Here is a 4,255-nt window from a genome sequence, read left to right on the forward strand (position 1 = left end):
CTATTAATTTAGATGAATTAGAAAATACTCTTATTGGAGAATCAATATTTCACTTTTTTACTAATCCTAAAATTAATTTTCCTGTAGGTGATATTGAACAGCTTATTATCTTGGAAGAAGATGGGAGAGAAGTATTTCAATTTCTTGTGAATTTTCTTGGATTACAAGGTTCATCCGGACCTCTTCCTGGTAGCGTTTTGAACGAGATTGCAGAGGAACATAATAATAATCCTATTCAATCTATATATTTAGATTTTTTTAACCATCATTTAATTACGGTATTTCATCAAATTTGGCGAAAATATAAATATTATATAAAATTTAACCCTAATTTTTCTGATAATTATTCTCGTAATATAATGAATCTTTTGGGAGTATCAAGAGACTTTATAGAGTTTACTCACTTAAATTGGCATAAAATTTTTTACCATTTAGGAATTATTCAATCTGGAATAAGAACAAAAGAGGCATTAACGAGTATTATTCAACATTATTTTGACTTACATGATATTTCACTTGAGGAACATGTAAGGAAGATTGTTGAAGTAGAAGTAGAACAAAAAAACCAAGTAGGCATAAAGAATGTTATGCTCGGAGAGAATTTTATCTTAGGTGATAAGATTGAATCTTTTTCAAATAAGTTCCGAGTCAATATTAATAATCTCAAATTAGATGAATTTCATCAATTTTTACCTAACACTAAAAAATATAGACATTTACAAGAATTAATTCGTTTTTTACTAAAGGATCCTTTGCCTTACGATGTTTTACTTGGCTTGCACCCGGATACAAAATCTACATTTATCTTAGGAAAAGATAATTCGAGTTTTTTGGGATGGACAACGTTGATTAATATTAATTCAGGAAAAAGTCAATCTTTAAATCAAATAATTATTGAAGGAGCATCCTAAGTGCATAAGCTTTTATTAACAATAACTGATGCTTCCATGCTTGAGAAAGGAACACTACCCTATTGCTATTTTGATTTTGCAGGTGGACTTGTTGGCTCAGCACCTAATGTGAGTTGGAAAGTTAATAATTGGAGAAATGAAATCTCTGGGATAGAATTTGAGGTAAAATATTATAATTCTAGTTTCTGCTTAATTTCTCATAGTAAAAATATTTTTATTAATAGCACAACCAGCTCTCTTCCTCAGGGAGGGATTGTTAGGTTAAATGATAATGATCTTATTATTTTATATAATTATAAAATAAGAGCAAAAATTTTTACTAATGAGGCTGAGATAGTTAGTTTACAAGATGAATTATCCTGCCTTCTTAATAAAAGAGCTATTATGAATATTCCAAATCTGGATAGTCAATATAATAATTATGATACAATTAATAATACCAACCAGAATGATTTACTTGAACCAAGGATAAATTTAGATCCACTTTTAGCACTAAAGGTAGATAAAGAACCATCTTTAGAAGAAATCGGTATAATTCCTTATCAAAGTATATCTAATATGGAATATAAATTTTTTAATCCTAATATTAATAGTGTTTCAGAATACTATACACCACCTAATTTTATGTCTACTGAGAAAAGTATAAGAGTTAAAATGTTGAATTCAGATTCTCAATATGATAAGTCAAAGGATATCGCATCATCTTCTAATAAGAATGATTATGCAAAACGGGAGGAGATAACTTTAGATCCTCTATTTTTATTAAATAATTAAGGAAAATTTATGAAATTAAAATCTTTATTTCTACTTACTGTAGTAACAACAACTATAGCAGGATGTTCTTCTAATGAACCCAATATCAATCCTCGTTTATCCAAGCCTTCTACATATTCACTTTCTATTTATGCTACAGATCGTGCTAATATTAACGTTTACTCCCCTAAGGATGATGCTATTACAGTCGTAAGTGATGAAGTCCCAGCAGCAGAAGTTGAGGAAATGCTTGATGCATCCAAAAAGCAGATGAAACGCCCGATTACTACTACTGAATATAGAAAAAATATAATGGCTAATAGCTCAAATTCAGATAAGCAAATCATTGAACAGGAAAGCGGTAAAGCCGACGCAAGAGCAACTCCTGTTATGTTAAAAATTTTTCAGTTAACAGATAAGTCATTATTTTTAAGTAGTACATATGATGATTTTCGTGGAAATGATTTTGCCGATTCATTAGGAAAAACCTATGTATCAAATATTGATTTAATTGTAGCGCCAAATCAATTTAGATTTATTGATGCTGAACCAATGAATGATAAGACACATTACATTGGTGTAGTTGCCCTATTTAATGGCTATGAAAATCGTAAATGGAAAGGTATTGTACGAGTTAATCCAAAAGGAGGGGAAAGCTATCCTTTATTAATCCGTGTATTAGATTCCAAAGTTGAAATTCATAAGGATAATTAATGTCTCTATCAAATCGTGTTTTATGGAAGGAAGGCCTATTTATTAGGCCTCAGCATTTCCAGCAAGAAAGCCGTTTTCTAATGTCGCAATTGAAACAAGTGATTGATATATCGGCTTACCACGTTGGCCTTGAGAAAATCACGTTTGACCAAGAACTGCTCTCCTTCGGAAAGCTTGGACTTACTGAATGTAAGGGGGTCATGCCTGATGGAACACTTTTTAATTTACCTTTAACAGAAAGTCTCCCCTCTCCAATTGATATAAGTAATAATTTTATAGGTAAAACAATTTATCTTTGCTTACCCATCATCTCTAATGGAGAAGGCGAAGTCAGGTATTCAACAACCTATTCCGATTCAATGGATTCTCGAAGTGAGATTACGTTTACTGAAGTGAAGGACTCTCATAGTGAGAATGGGAGCTATGCTCAAATTGAACTGTTAAAAAATCAATATTTTATAAAATCATCATTAGATGATTTAAGTAACTATCTTTCCATACCTATTGCAAGAATCAAGGATATAGCATTGGATCATCAAATTTTATTAGATGAAGAATTCTATCCCATGTCATTACATATCAATGCAATGCCAATATTTATTAAGAAATTATCTGAATTATCCGATTTAATTTCATCACGCGCACAAAGCATTGTAAGTCGAATTAGTAGTCCAGAAAAATCAGGCGTTGCTGATATTAATGATTTCCTTATGCTTCTAACCCTTAATAGAGTTTCTCCTTTAATAAAAAGTATTGTTAAATTAGGAAAATCTCACCCTCTATCAGTTTATAATTTACTTGCATCTTTACGTAGTGAGCTGACCACTTTTGTACTAAAAGAACGATTCTCAGAAACTTTTTATGATTATCTTCATGAAAATCCAAGTACTTCGTTGAATCCATTATTTAATGATATTAAGTCTTATTTAAGTGTTATAACAAATACAAAAGTTGTACCATTGCCTGTGGTTGCTCAGCAGTATGGTATTTATACTACTCAAATTAATGATCCATCACTCTATACAACAGCAGAATTCATTATTGCAATTAAAGCGCATTTACAACCAGAACTATTAAAAAATCAATTTATTCAACAAACAAAGATATCAAGTATTGAACAAATTAATCAGCTCGTTCATCTACAATTACCTGGTGTACCTATAAATGCTTTACCTGTTGCTCCCCGATATTTGCCTTATCATTCAGGCTTTATGTATTTTCAGTTGGATAAAACGTCTACATATTGGGAAAATTTATTAACTTCATCTGGATTTGGTTTCCATATAACAGGAACCTACCCAGGTTTAGAAATTGAGTTTTGGGCAATTCGAGGAGATTTAGCATAATGAATAGCCATGAATTATCAAATTCATATGATCCAACAATTGATACTCACTCAGATCGTATCTTCATAACAAATAATGTGCCAATAATCAATGAAAAAACAGATCTTTTATACAAGCAAGTAGGAAGTATTGATTTTGATATTGACTATGACTTCCAACTGCAAACACATTCTTACAACCCATTAATTGAATTGGCTAATCCGTTGCTAGTAATAGCACTTAGATTAAAAAAAATATCCCATTTAGAAAATATTGGGAATTTATATTCTAGAATGCAGAATGAAATAGTAGTGCTCAGTGAAAAAGTAAAAGAATTAAATTATGATAGTGCTTTTCAACTATCATTTAGATATTGTATATGTACATTTATTGATGAAATGGTAATGTCCACTCCCTGGGGAAGTTCTTCTATTTGGGGACAGCGTTCTTTACTAGCCCATTTCCATAATGAGACATGGGGAGGTGAAAAGTTTTACTCTATTTTATCAAGAATAATGCTAGAACCTGAAAAATATCATGAATTATTAGAAT

At 30.7% G+C, this 4,255-nt stretch carries 5 protein-coding genes; all 5 read left to right on the forward strand.

The features are described 5' to 3' along the window. Window positions 1-911, forward strand: a 911-nt coding sequence (gene tssG / locus QZ106_RS08810) for a type VI secretion system baseplate subunit TssG (protein WP_295976487.1), incomplete at its 5' end; no start/stop codon positions are given. Then, window positions 912-1,685, forward strand: a complete 774-nt coding sequence (locus tag QZ106_RS08815; RefSeq protein WP_295976488.1) for a hypothetical protein — start codon at window positions 912-914, stop codon at window positions 1,683-1,685. Between the two features lie 9 nt (window positions 1,686-1,694). Beyond that, the gene (gene tssJ / locus QZ106_RS08820; RefSeq protein ID WP_295976489.1) at window positions 1,695-2,378 is read left to right on the forward strand and encodes a type VI secretion system lipoprotein TssJ; all 684 of its coding nucleotides are present in this window, start codon (window positions 1,695-1,697) and stop codon (window positions 2,376-2,378) included. Beyond that, window positions 2,378-3,724 (forward strand): type VI secretion system baseplate subunit TssK, encoded by a 1,347-nt coding sequence (gene tssK, locus QZ106_RS08825; protein WP_295976490.1) that lies wholly within the window; start codon window positions 2,378-2,380, stop codon window positions 3,722-3,724. The genes tssJ and tssK overlap by 1 nt, the downstream gene beginning before the upstream one ends. Next, a partial coding sequence (icmH, locus tag QZ106_RS08830) for a type IVB secretion system protein IcmH/DotU (RefSeq protein ID WP_295976491.1) occupies window positions 3,724-4,255 on the forward strand: 532 nt, incomplete at its 3' end. The genes tssK and icmH, both read left to right, overlap by 1 nt.

This window comes from uncultured Aggregatibacter sp., assembly GCF_901873365.1.
Taxonomy (GTDB): domain Bacteria; phylum Pseudomonadota; class Gammaproteobacteria; order Enterobacterales; family Pasteurellaceae; genus Aggregatibacter.

Coding starts and splice junctions, on each gene's coding strand:
- tssJ (WP_295976489.1), top strand. CDS start 1,695: ATGAAATTAAAATCTTTATTTCTACTTACTGTAGTAACAACAACTATA.
- tssK (WP_295976490.1), top strand. CDS start 2,378: ATGTCTCTATCAAATCGTGTTTTATGGAAGGAAGGCCTATTTATTAGG.